Origin of the sequence: Moorena bouillonii PNG (assembly GCF_001942495.1) — a bacterium.
Classification (GTDB): domain Bacteria; phylum Cyanobacteriota; class Cyanobacteriia; order Cyanobacteriales; family Coleofasciculaceae; genus Moorena; species Moorena bouillonii.
This window is the reverse complement of sequence record NZ_MKZS01000001.1, coordinates 6,470,787-6,491,096: the sequence shown is the minus strand read 5'-3', so window position 1 is coordinate 6,491,096 and position 20,310 is coordinate 6,470,787. Positions and strand designations below refer to the sequence as shown.

General features: G+C 43.6%; 14 protein-coding genes. 7 read left to right on the top strand and 7 right to left on the bottom strand.

Translation table 11 applies throughout. From position 1 onward, the window contains the following. Positions 1–7: 7 nt before the first annotated feature. From BJP37_RS26415 to BJP37_RS26390, 6 genes are all read right to left on the bottom strand, one after another. Complete coding sequence (locus BJP37_RS26415) at positions 8–1,003, bottom strand: abortive infection family protein (RefSeq protein ID WP_229415453.1); 996 nt, start codon at positions 1,001–1,003, stop codon at positions 8–10. 311 nt (positions 1,004–1,314) lie between these two features. Continuing rightward, on the bottom strand, positions 1,315–2,439 hold the full coding sequence (locus BJP37_RS26410; RefSeq protein WP_075903308.1) for a DNA cytosine methyltransferase: 1,125 nt from the start codon (positions 2,437–2,439) through the stop codon (positions 1,315–1,317). A gap of 1 nt (position 2,440) precedes the next feature. Further along, the gene (locus tag BJP37_RS26405) at positions 2,441–3,184 is read right to left on the bottom strand and encodes a hypothetical protein (protein WP_075903306.1); all 744 of its coding nucleotides are present in this window, start codon (positions 3,182–3,184) and stop codon (positions 2,441–2,443) included. A 204-nt stretch (positions 3,185–3,388) separates the two neighbouring features. Beyond that, on the bottom strand, positions 3,389–4,219 hold the full coding sequence (locus BJP37_RS26400) for an oxidoreductase (RefSeq protein ID WP_075903304.1): 831 nt from the start codon (positions 4,217–4,219) through the stop codon (positions 3,389–3,391). 38 nt (positions 4,220–4,257) lie between these two features. Further along, positions 4,258–4,512, bottom strand: a complete 255-nt coding sequence (locus tag BJP37_RS26395; protein WP_075903302.1) for a YgiT-type zinc finger protein — start codon at positions 4,510–4,512, stop codon at positions 4,258–4,260. A gap of 196 nt (positions 4,513–4,708) precedes the next feature. Then, positions 4,709–5,086, bottom strand: a complete 378-nt coding sequence (locus BJP37_RS26390) for a hypothetical protein (protein WP_143727808.1) — start codon at positions 5,084–5,086, stop codon at positions 4,709–4,711. A 345-nt stretch (positions 5,087–5,431) separates the two neighbouring features. Here BJP37_RS26390 and BJP37_RS26385 point away from each other — a divergent pair, with 345 nt between their 5' ends. Both BJP37_RS26385 and BJP37_RS26380 read left to right on the top strand, forming a co-directional pair. Then, positions 5,432–7,993, top strand: a complete 2,562-nt coding sequence (locus tag BJP37_RS26385) for a UvrD-helicase domain-containing protein (RefSeq protein ID WP_075903300.1) — start codon at positions 5,432–5,434, stop codon at positions 7,991–7,993. A 301-nt stretch (positions 7,994–8,294) separates the two neighbouring features. After that, on the top strand, positions 8,295–9,014 hold the full coding sequence (locus BJP37_RS26380; RefSeq protein ID WP_143727807.1) for a choice-of-anchor E domain-containing protein: 720 nt from the start codon (positions 8,295–8,297) through the stop codon (positions 9,012–9,014). Between the two features lie 311 nt (positions 9,015–9,325). Here the strand turns inward: BJP37_RS26380 and BJP37_RS26375 are convergent, their stop codons facing one another. Next, positions 9,326–10,783 (bottom strand): dolichyl-phosphate-mannose--protein mannosyltransferase, encoded by a 1,458-nt coding sequence (locus BJP37_RS26375; RefSeq protein WP_075906481.1) that lies wholly within the window; start codon positions 10,781–10,783, stop codon positions 9,326–9,328. A 935-nt stretch (positions 10,784–11,718) separates the two neighbouring features. Between BJP37_RS26375 and BJP37_RS26370 the strand changes: the two genes are divergently transcribed. The 5 genes from BJP37_RS26370 (at position 11,719) to BJP37_RS26350 (ending at position 20,252) form a co-directional block, all read left to right on the top strand. Next, the gene (locus BJP37_RS26370; protein ID WP_075903298.1) at positions 11,719–12,201 is read left to right on the top strand and encodes a hypothetical protein; all 483 of its coding nucleotides are present in this window, start codon (positions 11,719–11,721) and stop codon (positions 12,199–12,201) included. A 192-nt stretch (positions 12,202–12,393) separates the two neighbouring features. Then, positions 12,394–13,266 carry a PEP-CTERM sorting domain-containing protein gene (locus BJP37_RS26365; protein ID WP_075903296.1) on the top strand — a complete coding sequence of 291 codons (873 nt, stop codon included), beginning with the start codon at positions 12,394–12,396 and terminating at the stop codon, positions 13,264–13,266. 738 nt (positions 13,267–14,004) lie between these two features. Then, positions 14,005–14,736: a peptidylprolyl isomerase gene (locus BJP37_RS26360; protein ID WP_009149356.1), complete on the top strand. Its 732-nt coding sequence runs from the start codon at positions 14,005–14,007 to the stop codon at positions 14,734–14,736. Positions 14,737–15,197: 461 nt separating this feature from the next. After that, positions 15,198–18,176, top strand: coding sequence for a peptidase domain-containing ABC transporter (locus BJP37_RS26355; protein WP_075903294.1), 2,979 nt, complete (start codon positions 15,198–15,200; stop codon positions 18,174–18,176). A gap of 429 nt (positions 18,177–18,605) precedes the next feature. Next, positions 18,606–20,252 (top strand): beta-barrel domain-containing protein, encoded by a 1,647-nt coding sequence (locus BJP37_RS26350; RefSeq protein WP_075903292.1) that lies wholly within the window; start codon positions 18,606–18,608, stop codon positions 20,250–20,252. Positions 20,253–20,310: the final 58 nt, after the last annotated feature.

Genomic DNA, 20,310 nt, shown 5'->3' with positions numbered 1-20,310 from the left:
TTGGGTTTTAATTGTTAGGTTTGTTGTTTTTCTGCATTTGATACTCCTTTGTTGCAAATAGAAAGTGGCATAGTGTTTTAGCCGAATTAACTGCTAGTCTGGCATGATGTTCCGACGGTTGATAGGATCTGGCGTGAGCATCGCTCATGTTATTTCGCAAAGTAGCCAAGCCATTAACTATCTTTGTTAGACCATTGAGAATTTCCTTTAAACACTTTGCAAGGTTTTCCTGTCCTGGAGAAAGATTAAGGTGTTTTTGAACTCTCTTATACCGTTCAGGTAAGTTTACCTTATAGTCCGATGGATTAGGATCAAACTCTTGTTCGATTGCCAACAAAACTGCCTCAACGAGAGAGCGTGCGTTAGTGATTGCACCATCAAAATCACTTTTAGCAATCTTATCGTCACATTTACTGATTTGCTCATCAATAAATTTATGTGTTACTTCCTGCGAATTTCCATAAGGATGTGATAATTCAATTTGAGAACTATCCAATTTATAAACATCCCATTTGTTGTTTTCTGAACATTGTAGTTTATAATTATCAAATTCAAGATATTTATTAAGATGTTCTACTGCCTCTTTATTCTCACTTCCTTTGTCCCAAAAATCACGAGGATCAATAGCCGCGAGCAGGATATCTTTCATGATTGGCCTATTGTTAAACTCACCTAACTTATCCTCAGCGTATTTCTTACGTGCAGGAAAACCTGGACCGTATTCATCGTTCGAACCAAATTGGTTAAAAAATTCAACCAATTGGGGACCACTTCGAGAGGGTGAACAATTTCCATCACCTGTAATGATATCACGAAGAACTAATATGGTTTCTTTTAATAATTTCACGCTTAAATCAACCTTTAAAACCTGATCACACAATTCTAAAGTACAGGTCATAGCAAGGAATATGCCACGATTGCTGCTGCCTTCGATCGCGTAGCGTGAGCAAAGCTCAATCACTATTCGCTGTGGTGAACAGTGTGGGAATCTTTCGTTATCCATTAGGCTAACAAACTCAAAGAAGGGCGGCAAGGTCTCGGACTTGTGACAACTGAATAACGGTGATAGTAAAGTTTACTCTAGCCTAGTGCTGGGGTGACAGAATTACCGCTACAGTAGCGAATGGTCACCAATTTGTAAAGCGGGGGAAAAAGGTGGTAAATGGGAGCCTAACTGGGAATCCCTATAATAATCTCCAGCTTCGACTTGCTCATTGTCACCCTGTTAACACCCCTAGGGATTGCCCGGGGTCTTGTTGGGCTTTGTCCTTCAAACCAACCTACGAATCGGCTTGATCATACCAAATTATTGAGTTATAAATTCAATTCCAGTTGTAATACCGTATTATTAGTAAATAAATTCATTGGTTGGCCTAAACACTGTGCTTGGTAAACTGCTTGAAGAAAACAGGCAACTCGATAGGCAAATTGTACAGGAACAGCGTTGCCAATCTGCTGGTGGACATGACGTTTATTTCCTCCATGAAATACCCATGAGTCTGGGAAAGTTTGAAGTCGGGCATATTCACGATTAGTAAAGCGTCGAAGACGGCTTGCACTGATACGCCATAGCTTTAAGTTAATATTTGGATTCCTTACAAATTGCCCATTGACGCGATCTTTTTCCTTTCTTTCTGCCACCACATTTCCCTGAGCCCACCCCCAAATAGTTCCAGTATCAATAGCAGGAAATGGGGCATCCAAAGATCTTATTGGATGTCCGTCAGATCCAGTTCGAGAGAATCTACATGGTACAGGGGTCTCAGTAGGATCAAATGCCTTTCCAGTCTCCTCATGAACACGGCTTTTGAACCCCCATTCAGGACAATGATTAGGAAGGGAAATGAATGGATTGGCAGCCAGATCAGCTAAATATGCTGATGCTGGTGTATCTGGCTCTGGCGTGGGCCAGTGAAAAGCTGAGGGAAATCGGTCGAAGCTGGCAATAAAAATAAATCTTCTTCTCGTTTGAGGCACTCCAAAACCAGATACTCTGAAGACATTATATTTTATGTAGTATCCAAGACTCTTGAAATGCTCTGAAATTACGTCAACAAAAGGCTTTCCACTTTTGGGTTCTTTCATTGTCCTGAGATTGAGAACATTTTCAATTACGATAAAGCGAGGCTTCTTGATCTTTGCCATTCGGACAACTTCTTGAAACAGAAAATTCCTCTCGTCATTTTCCTTTCGATTCCCGCCCAGTGAAAAGCCCTGACATGGAACGCCTGCTAAAATTACATCACTATCAGGTAAATCTCTTTCTGATAGTTCTCGAATATCAGCTTCTTCAACATCCCACTCAGGTCGATTATTACGGAGTGTTTTAACGCTCCATGTATCAATATCTGTGGAGTATAGATGTTTAAAACCAGCCATTTCAAAGCCGATATCTAAGCCACCTGCACCAGAAAAAAGACTTGTGAATGAAAGTTCCATATCAACGAAGAGTGACTGTTGGTCCTAAAGATTTTGCTGCACGAAAAACTTCAAATGTGTGTTTCTTTCCTGCGTTTGGATTATCTATATAGGAAGGTGTAAGCGTATGTTCAATCATATCAAAGTAATAACCCCTGATCAGCCTTGGAGTCTCTATACGTGTGATAGTACCCGAGTGTTTTAAATCTATACCAAATTTAAAGCCAGTTGGAGCAATCAGAGTAACTTGGCGTTCTGTGCCATCCGTAAGGGCAAATGGTGTAGGTGCAACATACATTTTTCGGTCACGAATCATAATGTCTCCATAGCTACCGAAACCTTTAAGATTCTTATTTTTATGGATATAAGAATGGTCTGCATTTAAGAAATTGCCATGACACATGACAAGATCATAGACTGGATAGTTCTTTTCCTTGGTTTTTGCTGGGTATCGTCCAAACACATAGTAAATTGTCCTCCCATTATGCAGACCTGAGGGCACTTGACTATTGCAGTCATAGTTTGCTTCCCTGCCTGGAAATCCTAATCCTTTTATCTCGAAGCCAAGGGGGAAATCAACAAGCCTGAAGTCTGGATAAGCATTTCTTGAAGGTTCATCGAAGTTCAAGGAAAGCCTTTCAAGACGAACAGCAAACCAATTTTGAAAGCTAAACTCTTTGTCCGTGGAAGAAACGCGACTTATCAACTCGCTGGCATCGATTGCGCGAACGCATTCTAAGAAAACCTTTGCTATGATTTGATCCATATTGATTTGTCTAGCCCAATGTTGCGATCGCTCTCACCTTTAGGTACACGCAACTGTAGTGCATTTGGTGCTTGACAATGGAAGCACATCCCAAAGACAAAGTCAATGTTAACACTTCTGCAAGACCATCTACTGATACTCAGCAAAGTCTAACGTTCATCGGAATCTGATTAGGAGTTTGCAAGAGAAGCAAACAACCATACTTTACTTGACTCTACTCATGATCACCCAATCGAAAATGCGGTCGCCAAACCACTTTCGGATGAAGATCATTGGTGCTGCAAATTGACCGGCAACATAGCGAGTTTTTGGTTTGCGTGCAATAACCGCCTTCGAGACAATATCGGCAATCACCTTTGAAGAAGAACCGCTACCGCTGTTGTAGGATTTTTCGGTGGCCTTGGCAACACTGTTGGCCAGTTTAGCATAGGGGCCATTTCCCGACCGCTCCAGCATTGGACCCATAAGTACATTCCCAAATGCGGTTCGGATGATACCAGGTTCAATGATCACAACATCAATATTAAAGGCAGCCAGTTCTAATCTCAGACAGTCTGACCAACCTTCGAGGGCGTGCTTAGACGCATGATACCAAGCTCCCAGGGGTGTATACATCTTGCCACCCATCGAACTAATATTAATGATCTTGCCGGAGCGAGCTTCTCGCATCTTTGGTAACAACAACTGGGTCAGTCGGGCAAGGCCGAAGATGTTGACCTCGAACTGGTAGCGGGCATCATCAATAGAGGTTTCCTCCACTGTCCCATAGCAGCCAAAACCAGCATTATTGACTAGAACATCGACCTTGCCATAAGTATCTTGAATTTCATTCACGGCAGCCTGGATACTTGCCTCATCGGTGATGTCCATACGCAGCGGGTGAGCACCCAACTCTCTAAGGTTAGCCATTTTCTCGACACTACGTGCCGCCACTACCACGGTCAGACCATCCTTCAGCAGAGATTTGGCCATTTCTTTGCCCATACCCGATGATGCCCCGGTAATAAGTGCAACTTTGGATTTACCATTTGCCATGATCTTGAAATTCCCTGTGTGTAGTGGACTCGTTAATATTAAACTGAGAAACTAGCAACCTTCACAGATTTTGTTAGTGCTACTGTCAAGCGATCGCGCTTAATACGGTCAATTTCTTTGAGAGTAAATGATGTTAAGTAACTCGTACCGCAACTAGGGCAGCTCACCATAGGTACATTTTCAATCACCAGTAGATCTTTTCCTTTCCCATAGGCTCGAGATCCGTAGCGAGTTCTAGCTTCAGGAAAACCACAAACATGGCAAACAGTAAAATCTTCAATTTCAGAGTGCATAGACTGTGATGATTATAACCTTGCCAGATGAGCCTAGCTTAACAATTACTTCCACCAACTCCGATAAATCATGAAATTATGAAATGATTGCTTAAGCAACAGCCTTTGTCACACTTTCATTACCAAATACTTAAATCCCCTGTGCCCCATGGATGGGGCACAGGGGACAGGGGTCAGAAAAAACCCCTAAGAGTGATTAGAAACCGACAGCCATCCAACCTATGGTTTCTTTTGTATGTCCTCCATCTGACAGAGCCTGCCTTGGACCACCCCGAACTAATTCGTTCATTTTGAACTTAAAGCCCTTCGTGGTTACATCTGCGATCCTGACACCAGGGGTATCTGCTCCATTAAAGGTTTGAACCATTGGAATCACGATCACATCTGAGCCTTCCGGAAATGGCTGTGCGAAGAACACTTCTTTAAATGTGCTTGTGTCTTTAGAGGCTGTTACCACTGGGCCTGGTGAACACAGCTCAATAATGCCTGCTTGAATGATGGACGCATGAGCTGGGGTAGCAATGAGTACCAGTGCCGCCATCAAAGACATCAAAAACATCGCAACTCGCTTCATAATTTCCTCCTTAAAATGTGAAATGAAAAAAGCGAAAGAAGTCTTTTAGAGTTAACCTTACTAAAACTATGCTGAGCAGAACTGACACTGCCCATGTAATTTTGGCATGTTTTATGAAAAAAAAAACGCAGAAATTGTTAAGTTATTGTTGCGTTATTACTGATTACTTTACCAATTTATGAATAATCATTAAGCTACTCTAAGCTCTCAGTGCCCTGTGAAAATCTGTCCCTACTCGCGAGGTCTAATGGTTGAATGGGCAACTAGCTTAACCAAAAGCTATAGCGATTTGCAACCTGGGCTAATTAAAATACCAACAAATAGTCAGTTGCACCACATCTCAACATGTCAGAGGATACAGATACCAAGTCAGACTCACAGCAAACCCCCCTCGCAGCTTGGCGTGCCCAAGAACTACAACGACTCCGCAATAGTTTAAGAAGGGGACAACAACCAATGGCCGACTGGCAAGGGGGAACCTTAGCAGTTTCCGCTGTCCCTGGTGCTGGGAAATCTACTGGCATGGCAAAAGCTGCAGCAATTGCGATCGCAAATTACCAACTCCATAGCAGATATCAATTGCTGGTAGTCACCTTCACTCGCTCTGCCGCTGCCAGTATTCGCGCTAAAATCCGCGATGACCTAAAAGCGCTTAAAGTCCCACAAAATAGTTTTGTAGTCTATACCTTACATGGTTTAGCCCTCTACATTGCTAACCGTCATCCAGAATTATCCGGACTGAATCTAGACAGTAGTACTCTAGTAACTCCAAATCAAAGTCATCGCTTAATCCGTGCCTGTGTGGAACAGTGGATTGCTAATTATCCACGCCGGTATCTGACCTTGCTCGAAGGTCGAAGCTTTGATGGAGAAGAAACAGAACGGTTGCGCCGACAATCCGTATTGCGAACAGAAGTGTTACCTAACCTGGCCTACACTGTTATCCATGAAGCCAAAAGTTCTGGGTTATTACCAGCAGATTTGTGGCACCTCAGTGAACAGACAACCGATGAATATGGGATATTAGCGATCGCAGCAGGACTGTATCAACAGTATCAAACCATAGTGCGATCGCGTGAATTCATCGACTACGACGACATGATTCTAGCCGCGCTGAGAGTGCTAGAAAACGATGCCATCCGTCAGCTCTGGCAAAATCAATTTTTTGCCGTCTTTGAAGACGAAGCCCAAGATTCCACACCGTTACAATACCGACTCTTGCAAACCCTAGCCACATTCCCAGCTAGTTCCGAACCAAACCTTGAACCTTGGCCTATTGGCCACGCTACGCGAACAACCTCCCAACCTTCAACCTCCCAACCTTCAACCTCCCAACCTTCAACTTTCCAACCTTCCACCTCCCAACCTTCAACTTTCCAACCTTCCACCTCCCAACCTTCCACCTCCCAACCTTCCACCTCCCAACCTTCCACCTCCCAACCTTTAACCTCCCAACCTTTAACAAATCTGATCCGAGTTGGAGACCCCAATCAAGCCATTAACTCTACCTTTACCCCAGCTGACCCGATTTATTTCAATTGGTTTTGCCAAGACTGTCAGGGAATAGGACGTTTAGCCACAATGGATCAAGCGGGTCGCAGTAGCCAGGTTATCATCGATGCTGCCAACTTTATCGTGAATTGGGTCAATAGCACCTATGGCAGCAAAAACGCTACCGAAACAGTACCACAGCCAGACTCTATCCCCCAAACCCAACCATCCACCGAGCTACCCTTTCGTCCTCAAACCATTCGTCGAGTAGATGCCAATGATCCTCAACTAGATGCCAACCCAAATCCAGAAGGGAGAGGCTTAGAACTTTACACTCCTAAGGACATTTACCACACAGTCGAGCTGATTGGAAAGCGAGTAGTAGAGCTATTTGCCAAAAACCAAAACCATAACGCTGCTGTGTTAGTGCGGGAGAATCGACAAGGAACCTTTGTGGTGGAACAACTGGAGTATCTCAAACGCCAGCATGGGATTGAAGTGTATGATGTCCAAAAACGCGATCGCGAATCCCACGTTCCCAGTCAAATCCTAACACTGCTGCAATTTCTCGACCGTCCCCATTCTCCGGATTATCTAAAAGCTGCCCTAGATGTCTTGGTAAAACGTCAGTTAATTCCCACCCAAGACCTCAATGCTCTATCGACTTATCCTGAACAATTCCTCTATCCTGGTCCATTGGACCCACCCCAGACAAAAGCAGTTATCAAAGCTCGCCGCTACTGCTGTGATTTACTGCGTGCTCGTTTAGAACTCCCCAATTATCACCTAATTTCCTTCCTAGCTCAGACCTTAAACTATGACCAATGCGAGCTAGCCACAGCAGATAAATTAGCCGAACGGATTGCAAAACAGACCTTTAACAGTTCTATCAGTGAAACTCTAACAGTACTTCAGGAAATCGTTACCTCAGAACGTTTTGAACCTGTAGACCCAGACAATACAGACTCCCCTTATCTGCGTTCCCATCAACTGACTGTAATCACCATGCACAAAGCCAAAGGATTAGACTGGGACTATGTTTTCTTGCCCTTTCTCCATGAAGACACCCTTCCAGGTAATCCGTGGGTACCTACTGCCGCTCAGTTTTTGGGAGAATTTACCCTAGCAGAAGTAGCCAGAGCTCAAATTCGTGCCTACCTTCACGGGAAACCCTTACCCATGGCACCTGAAGCTTGGGAACAAGCCGCACAGCTTAAGACTGCTGAAGAATTCCGCTTGCTCTATGTAGCCATGACCCGAGCTAAACGGTTGCTGTGGATGGCCGCAGCTGATTTGGGACCATTTCGGTGGAATACCTTTAGTGGTAAAGGAGATAACTTGCAGCAGAAGAAACCCTGTCCAGTATTGCCAGCATTGAAAGCTCAGTTTCCAAATTCTTTAATGGTTAATGATTAATGCTTAATGGTTAATTTAAAACTGACAATAGTAAAGTTTAAACTTTTCTAACCAAACCATATTTTAGATAAGCTTTCCTTAGTTGATCGGCAAGGTATTCGGTGGTTATTATCCCCTGAAATAGTGTTTTGGCTTTTTTTGATAATCAAAACAATCTAAATTTTAAAAACCTAACACCTTACCACAAATAATCAAAATTTCTATCCGAAAAAATTCGGATAATTCATTTTATTTTATCAGCCCATAAATCCCCAATCAAAATTGCCATTTTAAAAAAAAATGATTAACTTGTAAATGAAGATTGAATTTCACATCAATCAAAACCAAATATCTGATTTGCGTAGCTACTGTTTCTGTTTTAAGCAGTATTGTGGCAACTACTACTGCTGCTAAAAGTGCCACTATTGTTCAATCCGCATCAGTGCCACTGATGCCGACAAATATCACTGACGAGCCTCTGACACCTGTTATCAACCCCTTCGACACTAGTCTTGGTACCCTTGATTCCGTGACCATAGAATTTAACGGGGGAATGTCAGGAGACGCACGGAGTGAAAGCCTAGACGCACAGCCAGCAACTCTGACTTGGAATCTGGAAGGCTTATTCACATTGGTCGGACCAAATAATACAACCCTGTTCACAGAAACAGCAACAGTACAAGATTCAGCGGAAGTCGCTGCCTATGATGGCACAACAGATTTTCAGGGTCCGTCTGCAGTTTCATTCATCGGACTAACCGGTGATGTATCCGGTGAAAAAACCTTCACAAATGATTCAGTGTTTAATGCATTCCTAGGCACTGACCCCGTAGACTTTTTATTCTCTGCGGAAACCATATCAATGGTTACCGGGATCGCTAATATCGTCAATGCGATCGCAACAAAAGCCCAAGCGGATGTTACGGTTACTTACGACTACACACCATCAGAACCAGAGCCAGTACCAGAAGCCTCGAGTGTCCTTGGCTTAGGTTTAGTCGCAGGACTAAAACTGTTCTGGAAACGAAAGGAATATTGTTAATTGTTAATATCCAATTTTAAAGGGCTTTAATTGATAGCTTTTAAAGCCACTTTATTAAGGCTGTTTCGGTTTCATTAGATGTGATTTAAAATCATCGATATAACGTTTTGATCCGGTATCATTCTTGAATAATTGATGGTTGTGGATTTGAATTATTTTACTAATATCATTCTGAAATTGCTCAGCCCTATATTGGCTTATGTCATTCTTATTGACTAGCCACAGGCGGCAAAATAAATGCTGATCAACTTCTCATTCTTCATTATCTAAAACATCAATAAGTGCTGAACCCTGATATTAATAAATTTTCCCTAAATCCAGGAGCGGAACCACATCCGCAGCTGATAACCTGACTCAGACAAGGGTAGACCTAAGTAAATTGGTAACCAGAATATAAAAGCTAGTACAACTACCAAGATGACAGTGAAACCAGCACTACGATACTGGTTTTTCTCACTGTGTAGCCAGCGGTCAACTAGCCACGCCAGTGCTAATCCAGAAAACACTGAAGCTCCCATGTAATGATAAAGAAACGTGCAGCGAGTCACTTTCGTCCAGGGCAATAGGTTAGCGGCGTAGTTTACGATCAAATAGAGGGTAATCCAGGTATAGGAAGTTGGTATGAGTTTCCAGCCCACCCCTTCTAAGATGCGTTGGGTTAACAGCAGCAGCAGCAACAAAATAGCTGTAGTCGAGAGCCACCATAGGAAAGGATTGCCCATGGCATGGACATCATAGATTACATTGCTCGCATCAGCCGATAAGAGGGAGTCAGTGGGAACAGCCTCAGGGCTGTGACTAGCAGTCTGATAGAAGTAAGCAACCGGACGCCACATTAACAGCCAAGTATACCACCGGGAACAGTAAGGATGGACATCAGTGCCACTGCCCACATTTTGATGGAAGGTTAAAATTTTGACTTGAGACTCCCAGAATCCAGGGCTAGGATTCATCAGTAAGTGAGGAATCCACAGCAGGCTGTAGGTCAGAGCTGGTAAAATCACCAAGTTTAGCACGATGTGCCCGACATTCAGTTGGGTCAGGTTTTGTAATGGATGGCGTCCCGATGGTATGGAGCGAGTACGGGTTGTCTGCCCAAAATAGGTTCTAAATAATTGCCATACCCAAGCCACAGCCCATACTATATAAATCCCTAACAAAAACCACAAGCCATTCCACTTAATCGCTGCGGAAGCACCAAAAAACACACCAGATAGGATTAGCATCAGCCAGGATTTGGCAGCCTGATGATTCAGAGCCAGAAGGAAAAACAACTGACCCAGTAATCCCAAGATCACTAAATATATATTGTTCAGGGCATAGCGGGATTCTACCAGGAATAAACCATCAGTAGCTGCGAACAGAGCAGCAATCAAGGCATAGCTGCGACGTCGATTGAGTTGATAAGCCAGAGCCGCCACTACGATCGGAATCAAAGAACCGGTCAGGGCATTCAGCCATCGGTAACTCCAGGTAGAGCGTAAGGAACCAGTCAGCTCGTTAACTGTATCCTGTCCAAAAGGTAGATGAGAGCCAATCCAGATGCCAATGGCAATGATGTACTGACTTAGGGGAGGATGGGGATTGAAAAAGGAAGTACCGGTTAAGTAGTTATTGGCAAATATAGCGTAGTAAACTTCATCGAATACTAGGCGATTAAATCGACCCAACCCCCAAAATCGCAGGGCGAGTGACAGTAAAACAATGGCAGTCATGCCAATGCTAAACCAGGGGATAGACGAATGAGACGGCTTTTTTGGCAAAATCATCACCATCGAGGCTTGGGTTATCGGTGAATGGCACACTCAATCTGGAGTAGAGGACACCTTGATCAGCAATACTTTTCTGGGGGAAGACTGGGAAGAGAGACAAGAGTGGAAAGACAACACTGCCCCTTTATCCCCCCTTGTCTACCTTCCCTAATTCCGAAAGTATAAAATATGCCCATTAAATGCACACTAGCTTAATAACCTGTAAGCTGATCACCTGCAACCTGTAACTTATACCTGCTCAGCATCTGTAGCTCGAATAAATGAAATTGGTATATAGCGCTACGCGCAAGGGCAAGAGGCAAGAGGCAAGAGGCAAAAGTTTACTACACAAGGTTTTGCTGCTTGTATCAATGTCCTAACTTTAATGCGTAGTGCTATAACTTCCCCCTCTTCTCCCTCTTAACCCTCTTCCTGCTATTAGCCCTTTCATCCCTTTAATCCCTTAATAGCTTTTGCGCGCCTTACCTCCCTTTGTGGCTGCATCTTGTCTATACAATTGTGATAACACTTGTGATATAACCAGAAAAATTGTCAGACAAGTATTCCGGATTTTCCTCTAAGTGGATTGAAAAACTAAGAATAAGCATCATCACTTGACCTTTCCTTATTATTATCAAATTCTTCACATTCTCCACACAAACTATCACTATTTTTAAACTGTTAGTAAAGATTGTTTATGGGAAATATTTTTAGTGTTAAAACCAATTTTATACTGAAAAAATGAGTTAGGATTTATCTGGTTTTTATGGACAAGGAGAAAAATATAGTTTTCTCTTTTAGGAGAGTAATTCCTGGGTGTGCTGCCACTCTAAACCCTCAGTAGCAGTAACTATTATTTTCTCGTTAATAGAGAAAAATATGCCTCTGCTCATGACTTAAAGGAAATGATTAAAACAATCAAAAACCACAGAGTTAGCACATACTAAACACTTATGAAAATCCGAGATATTAATCCACGAAATGTTAATCCACTACATGGCACAGACAAAGGGGACTGGCTCACAGGTACCCCAGAGCCAGATAATATCGACGCTCAAGGGGGGGCTGACACTGTATTTGGAGGTGGTGGAGGTGACTTTATCAACCTTGGTTATGATGATGATCGTGATCTGACCTGGTATAGTAACTTTTCCGAGAGGATGGACATCATTGAAGATTTCGATCCCAACGATGAAGATGTTGTGGTTATAACCTCTGGTTTCTTTTGGGATCTTTTTCACAACGAAGGTTTGAATTCAGATGCCAATGTTGGAGATTGGTTGACAATTGAGCAGTTTGGTTCAGATACTTATATTAGAGTAGATCCAGATGGTATTCAAGGGTACACCCCCTTCAGAACATTAGCTATCCTAAAAAATGTTGATAAAAACGATATAAATCTAGATATAGTTGATGGCGATTTTATCATCGCATGATTAACCACAGGTGATGCGCGGATTTTCACGATCAGCTTCGAGTTTAGGTGTGGAACCAATCAGCAATCTGGTCAGTCTTCAACCTAAGACTGTCAGATGGGTTAAGAGTGTCTACTCGGAAAAAATATCCACTTTGGAACTGGGAAGCATCTACCAATGACTAATCTCTAGTTCTCAACAAAGATAATCAATATGTTTGACCTTAAAAACTACAAGCGCTTCTCTTTGAGAACAGGTATTGTCAGCCTGATCGGTGTGGCCAGTCTATTTGATACTAATCCTGCCTCAGCCACCATCATCACTAATGGTAGTTTTGAAAATTATTTTACGGGCTGGGAAACATTGGGTAGTGCTTCTGTGCGCACTGCAGGTTTTGGTAGTCAACCTACTGACGGCAGTTTCTATGCCCAGCTAGATACATTCCTTCCCCAGGAACAAGAAAACTTCGTGGAGCTAGCCAATTTTCTAGAGCTGGACATTACAGTGCTGGATCAGATCGGCAAAGGAAAGGGGGAGGTGTTTGAAGGATCAGCAATCAGAACTACCTTTACAGCAGTTGCAGGAGATGTTCTTAATTTCGATTACAACTTCCTCACAGATGATTTCGGTTCTGAATATTTTAATGACTTCGCTTTTGTGGGAATTTCCGGTCAGTTGAATGGTTTGGCTGATACCTTCTCAGTATTAGCTGATTCCATGACACCGTTTGTTAATGAAACTGGTTTTAAGACCTACTCTCAGAAAATTGCTGCCTCTGGAACCTACACTGTGACCATAGGTGTAACAGATGTTGGGGATGGTGCCTTTGATTCAGGACTACTAATCGATAATGTCAATGTAGTCAGACTGGAACCAACTGATCCCCCCTCAGTGCCAACACCCACTGATCCCCCCTCAGTGCCAACACACACTGATCCCCCCTCAGTGCCAACACCCACTGATCCCACCTCAGTTCCAGAACCAACCTCTGTATTGGGGTTACTAGCCATTGGGGTTTTAGGGGTGAGAAGTCAGTTGAACAAACACAAACAAAAATGTGAGGGAACTAGTAAAACACAGACCTAGCTAATGGGGAAACCCGCGAAAAATGAAATACAGACTCAGACCAATGAACTAGAGCGATAAGCAGCGAGTTTTGGTTGCTCAGTAATTATAATCATGACAGAATGCCAGGTCGGATTTATATTCTGCAATAGTTACGCTTCACGCTTATCCCAACGGCAGGACAATCTCTTAGCTTAGACTAATTATCAATGACAGACTAACAATGTTACACATGCTCTAAAATCAGAATTATGTTATTATGAAATGATAGCTATTCGGCTAATCAGTCACCAAGGTAAAATCAATCTCCGCAACTTGTAATACCCTTGTAATAGCTCGGTGCTCTAGGGTCTGTGATCCTGGTTTTGTTATTTGAGATACTTTGATTAGATTTATTTGGCTTTCCCAAATCTTTTTAAAACTTAATATATAGTGATACCAAGTGGCGAGTACTCAGGTATCAGCTATTAGCCGTCAGCCCAGTTGCTCAGAACCGAGCCTCAACCAATAAGCCATTTGCTCCGTGGGCAAGGCAAAATCAACCCCATTACTGCAACCCATGGAATGACATCAAGTAATGTGGTGTCAGTAGTCAGTTACCCAGTAGCAAAAACCCGAGAAAGCGTTTTCCCCATACCCTAGTTTCGTAAATGTGCAAAAACTGTACTGTTGAAGCTTTAGAGTTAGGAATTATAATATACAGTGGGCGATATCTAAATCATATCCACAACCGCGCTACCACAAAGCCAAACATTTCTTATGGGGACAACTACAGTTTTACGAATAGGCGATCGCGTCATTAGTGCAGAAGAAATTGTTCCCCTGCTAGCTGGTTACCAATTGCTGCCACCGTTAATCCGTGAGATTATCATTGACGAGGCAGTGGCTACCGCAAGCTGCACACCAGAGGAGAAGGCTCAAGCCTATCAGCAGTTCTTGGAAAAAAATCAGCTCATTGACGAGACGGCTAAACAGGCTTGGCTAAAGCAGCGTGGGATGAATCCAGCTCAATTAGAAGCCTTAGCGGTACGAAGTATTCTGATTGAGAAATACAAACAACAAACCTGGAGTCACAAACTAGAATCTTATTTTCTGGAACGGAAGGGACAATTAGACCGAGTGATTTATTCCCTGATTCGGACTAAAGACCCAGGGGTAGCCCAAGAAATATATTTCCGCATTCAAGAAGGAGAAGAGTCTTTTGCTGACCTAGCTAGGGAATATTCCCAAGGACCAGAAGCTCAAACTGGGGGATTAATCGGTCCAGTTGAACTGAGCGTACCTCACCCCGCCTTAGCCCAAATGCTTCGCCTGAGCCAACCCGGACAATTGTTCCCACCGACTCGCTTGGGAGAATGGCTGTTAATCGTGCGTTTGGAGAAGTTTATGCCAGCCCAGTTAGATGATTCGATGCGCCAGCGACTGCTGAATGAATGTTTCAGCACCTGGCTCAGTGAGCAACTGAATCAGCAATTAGCAGCGCTAGATTAACAACAAAACTCTAGAAATGAAACTAAACTCAAGAAACCTTAGACAGCGGCTTTGATTCCGGATTTGGGGGAACATGGGCGGGTATGGTCGTTCTCGGCATGATTATCTCGCGCCAGATCGAGAAGATTCCGAAAAACCCGTCTAGCTTGGCATTTATGGTAATCCTGAAACTGTGCCGTGGCTAAATGATCATTAGTCTATGGTGATCGGGTAAATTTTTGTTGTTTAAGGCTAGTCTCAATAGATTTTCCCTATGCACCATCATAGCATAGCCAACTAGTTACATTTCTTAATGAAAGAAGCGCTAAGCAAGTCCTAGGGTGCTCTGCAGAGTCTTTACATAAAAAACCGACCTAATATTTATAGCATATCCTCATAAATACCCCATGAGAAGCTGTTATTAAATTTAAGCTAACTAATCTCACGCTCTTGCAAACTAATCTCAAATCCTAAGAGGCTCAATGACCTATACAACAACAATTCAAGAGTTTCTAGCTGGTATTTCGCCGTTCAATCAATTGTCAAGGGCAGCACGGCAAAAACTGTCCACTAGTTGCCAACTGTTGCGCTACCGCATGGGCCAGACAATTGTGGTCAGGGATAAAATGCCAGGCCAAATCTCGATTTTATTCCAAGGCAAAGCCCGTCTAATTGGCTATGACCAACGCCGTCAAACCCCCACAACCCTCAAATTACTACAACCAGGGGCGATTATTGGCTGGGTCAGTTTGGTCAGGGGCATACCGTGTGAAACTGCGATCGCATCGGTGGAAGCGGTTTGTGTCACCATCAATGTGGCTGACTTCTTAGGGCTGCTAGATACAGAAAAATCTTTCTCAGATGCCTTCAAAGCCCGTTGTGGTCTAGTGGAAATCTTTGATCTTTTGGGAACAGAGTTGGGGCGTCGGGCTGAGGCAGAGACTGACCTCAAAGCACTTGCCCTGTTAGCCTGGTCAGACGCTTTAGTTTATAACCTACCTCGGGGCAAGCAAATGTCAAGCCAACTCGACCCCAATCGAGTATGGTTTGTGAGTGGAGGAGCAGCCGCCAATTTACCAGTAGGGTCTTGTCTGAGTTCGGAAGCATTGTCTAGCTTACAGGTCAATGGTCATGGTGCAACGCGCTTGGTGGGAATTCCAGAAGCTATTTTCTCAGAAGCTACCGCTACTGACTCGGAAACCTTGGCTGAGCCTACCGATACAATTCGCACTATACCTCAAGACGATATTCCCCAGGCTCCAGACCGACCGGATGAGGCTCCCGAGACAATTTACACTGACCAGACTACTCCTACAAAATTCCCCTTTATACGGGGTAAAGGAGCGGTGCAGGAATCCTTGGCTTGTTTCCAAATGCTGAGTAAGTACTTTAAAATGCCTTTCCGCAAAGATAGTATACGGAAGGTGCTAAAAAACCAGCATGCTCGCACCGGTCAAATCTCCCTTCAGCACTGTGGTGCAGTGGCAGAACTGATGGGATTAACTGCCCAACTCGCAACAATACCAGCTAACGCTATTAAACGTTTACCGACCCCAGCGATACTGTTGTGGCACGATAGCTTAGCTATTCTCTATGAAGCCAGTGAACGGCAAGTAGTGCTGGCGGTGCCACAGCTGGGAATTCAAAAGCTTAAACCCAAGGATTTTGAAGAAAACTGGGGAGAAGGCGGGCAGGTACTTCTGTTAAAACCGACCAAAGACACCCCTACCCAGCGGTTTGGTCTGAGTTGGTTTTGGCCTTCTATCGTTCGTTACCGCAAGGTATTGGCGGAAGTTTTAATTGCTTCTTTCTTTGTCCAACTGTTGGGTCTAGCCTATCCCTTGATTATCCGGGTACTCATTGACAAAGTGATATCCCAAAACAGTACCGATACCTTGCAAGTACTGGGAATTTTACTGTTGGTGGTGTCGGTTTTTGAGGGGGTTTTAATCACCCTGCGTACCTACCTGTTTGTAGATACGACCAACCGTATCGATATGGCTCTCGGTTCCGAGATTATCGACCACCTGTTGCGCTTACCGTTAAACTATTTCGAGAAACGACCCGTTGGGGAGTTGTCCACCCGCATCAATGAGCTAGAAAATATCCGCTCCTTTTTGACCGGGACAGCCCTAACCGTGGTGTTAGATTCAGTCTTTTCTATAATCTACATCGTGGTCATGTTCATGTTTAGTTGGGTGCTGACCGTGGTGACTTTGTCAGTGATTCCTTTGTTCATGCTCCTGACCCTGATCGTTTCCCCAATTGTCCGGCAACAGCTACGCAATAAAGCAGAACGGAATGCTCAAACCCAATCCTATCTAGTAGAGGTATTATCTGGTATTTCCACCGTCAAAGCCCAGAATATTGAATTGCGATCGCGTTGGAAATGGCAAGAGAAATATGGGCGCTATGTTAGTGAAGGCTTCAAGAATGTGCTAACCTCTACCGCCGCCAGTTCTATGAGCACCTTCTTGAACAAACTCTCTGGTTTACTTGTGCTGTGGGTAGGGGTCTATCTAGTACTAGATGGACAATTAAGCTTAGGGGGGTTGATTGCCTTTCGGATTATTGGGGGCTACGTTACCAGTCCCTTGCTGCGTTTAGCCCAACTTTGGCAAAACTTCCAGTCTACAGCCCTATCTCTCGAACGCCTCAGTGACATTGTCGATACACCGAAAGAAGTGGCTGAAGCAGACCAGGGTAATATCCCCTTGCCCTCTATCAGGGGAGACATTCGCTATGAAAATCTCTCCTTCCGCTTTGCCAAGAGTGGACCAATGCAACTGAATAACATTAACGTCGAGATTCCAGCTGGTTCATTTGTAGGGATTGTAGGTCAAAGTGGTTCCGGTAAGAGTACCATGACCAAACTTTTGGCTAGACTCTATGGTCCAGAGTCCGGTCGCATCATTGTGGATGGTTACGATATCTCGAAAGTCGAACTCTATTCCCTGCGGCGTCAGATTGGGATTGTGCCTCAGGAAACCCTGTTGTTTGAGGGCAGCGTTCAAGAGAATATTGCTCTGACCAATCCTGATGCAGACAGTGAGGAAATTATTCAGGCAGCAAAAATAGCAGTAGCCCACGATTTTATCATGAGCTTGCCTTTGGGTTACAATAGCAGCGTTGGCGAAAGGGGTTCAGGTCTTTCCGGGGGACAACGACAGCGTATTGCGATCGCCAGAACGATTTTGCAATCACCCCAGTTAATGATATTAGATGAAGCCACCAGCGCCCTCGATTATGACACCGAGCGGCAAGTGTGTTTAAATCTAGCGGAAGCTTTTCAACAAAGCACGGTATTGTTCATTACCCACCGCCTAGGAACCATTCGCAACGCTGATATCATTTTGATGATGGATCGGGGTTCAATAGTAGAGCAAGGCACTCATGATGAACTGATGGCTCAGAAAGGTCGTTACTATTGCCTCTACATGCAACAAGATGCTCAAATGTAGCTATGAAGGGTGAAGGATGAAGGATTAACCATGAAGGGTTAAGCATTAAGGATTAAGGGTGAAGGATGAAGTTTGTATTGTCTCGGTATTTGCTATTTGGTTTAACCCTTGGTGTCGGATAGACTAGGCTCAAGGATAAAAAAATACTAGTGGTCGGGTAGTTGCTTTTACAGCAAGCGTTTAATTGAGAGCGAGAAGTTTTGGCTAACTCCCCCTATAGTAAGTGATAAAAATGATCAATGAGTCAGTTTTTTTATTAGTTACTAAATTTAATTATTAAACCCGATAATTATCTCATTCGTCATCCTTTATCCTTCATTATTTCTTGTTTATCCTTAATTCGTCATCCTTTATCCTTCATTCTTTCTTTTTGATCCTTGATCATTCATCCAATACCCAAGTATTAACAAATAGCAGGAGCTAATAACGATGAGCCAATATAATGGCAATGGTAATGGCAATGGTAATGGCAATGGTAATGGCAATGGTAATGGCAATGGTTCCAAACGAAATCCAAAAATCAACTTAGGTTCTGTGGGTACTATGAGCAAAACCACAGTGCCTCAAGACACCAGGGACAGACATCGTGCTTCTAATAGTCACCTCGAATTCGACCAGCCAGTTATTTTAGAACAATCGCCCCATTGGTCTCATGCCATTCTCTGGGCACTGTTGAGTCTAACAACTTTTGGTATGGTGTGGGCTTACTTTGCCAAAATTGACTATGCCGTTCCCGCTCGGGGCAAGCTAGAGCCACAAGGGGCAGTTAAAGAAGTCCAAGCTCCTGTGGGTGGAGTGGTAACAAAAATTCATATTAAGGAAGGACAGCGGGTTAAAGAAGGGGATTTGCTCCTTTCGTTTGAGCCTAAGGCTACTCAGGCTCAACTGACTTCTCTCAATAAACGCCGGGCTACCTTAATCAGAGAAAACCAGTTTTATCAAGCTGCAATTAGTAATCCTAATTATCCACCTGTACCACCACCAGGTTTGGACATACAACTGTCCTCACAACTGCCTTCTCTGATCGCTAGTCGAAACACGGTACTGGCAGAAATTCGACTTTATCGCGCTCAACTGAGTGGAGGTTCTAAGAGCGCTAATCTTAGCCCTGAACAACGAATTCGTTTACAATATGGTACTTCAGCACTTGACGCTCGGATCGCTGAACTTGAGAGTAGAATTGGCTCCCTACAGGAACAGCTCAAACAAAATCAGATTCAACTTGCCAATGGCAGAGACATCCTAACAGTTGAGCAGGGTATTCTTGCAGATCTCAGACCCCTGTATGAACAAGGGGGCTTTTCTAAGATTCAGTTCTTGAGGCAGGAAAATGAGGTCAAAAATCGCCAAACTGAGATAAACTCTAGGATTGAAGAAGAACAACGCTTGCAAAAAGAAATTGCTGGGGTCAGAGCAAATCTACTCAATACCATTGCCTCTTCTCAACGAGAACTGACGGATTTGATGGCTCAGAATAATGAAAGAATTGATAGCATAAACACCCAAATAGCTAGCATTATAAGTCAATTAAATCAACGTATTGTTGATAACAATAAGCAGATGGCTGAAATTGATAGCCAGTTGCAGCAGGCTCAACTAACCCTAAGCTATCAAGAACTACGAGCTCCTGTTGATGGAACAGTCTTTGATTTGCAACCCTCAACTCCTGGTTTTGTTGCCAATACCACTGAGCCAGTGCTAAAAATTGTTCCGGGTAGCTCTCTGATTGCTAAGGTGTATCTTACTAACCGAGACATCGGGTTTGTGGAAGCAGGTATGGAAACCGAAGTCAGAGTTGACTCTTTTCCCTTTAGTGAGTTTGGTGATGTAAAAGGGAAGGTACTATCTATTGGTTCTGATGCCCTACCACCGGATCCTGCGGAATTGCGTCAAGACTATACTTTCCCTGCCAAAATCGAATTGGATAAACAGTTCATTCAAGCTTATGGCAAAGAAGTGCCATTGCAATCGGGTATGTCTATCAGTGCCAATATCCGGGTGCGTAAGCGAACAGTGATGAGTATTTTCACCGAGATGTTTTTGGATAAGACTGAAAGCTTGACCAAAATGCGTTAGCTATCAGCTATCAGCTATCAGCTATCAGCTATCAGCTATCAGCTATCAGCTATCAGCT